Origin of the sequence: Kineosporia sp. NBRC 101731 (genome assembly GCF_030269305.1) — a bacterium.
Taxonomy (GTDB): domain Bacteria; phylum Actinomycetota; class Actinomycetes; order Actinomycetales; family Kineosporiaceae; genus Kineosporia.
In genome coordinates this window covers 1-255 of record NZ_BSTC01000079.1, presented here as the reverse complement: position 1 = coordinate 255, position 255 = coordinate 1, and the positions used below count along the sequence as shown (strand labels likewise).

Below are 255 nucleotides of genomic sequence, written 5' to 3'. Positions count from 1 at the left end.
CCGGACGAATCCCCAGCGCAATCTCCTCCAACTGCGCCAGCAGACCCGTACCGACCTCATAAATAAAACTCGACGCCGCGATCTTGCCACCCATCTGAGCAGCACCCCGCAACACCGCCTGCTTAGCGATCTGCTGCGCCGTCGCCACCCGAATCGCAGCACCCGGCGGGTCATACAACATCTCAACAAAAGCAATAGCGATCTGAATCGCCAAGAACGTGATCATCCACCGCATCAGACGCTTCTGATAATCAA

General features: G+C 56.9%; 1 protein-coding gene. It reads right to left on the bottom strand.

Annotation, left to right across the window (positions count from 1 at the left end):
• Positions 1-226, bottom strand: a 226-nt coding sequence (locus QSK05_RS36155) for a hypothetical protein (RefSeq protein WP_285601923.1), incomplete at its 3' end; no start/stop codon positions are given.
• Positions 227-255: the final 29 nt, after the last annotated feature.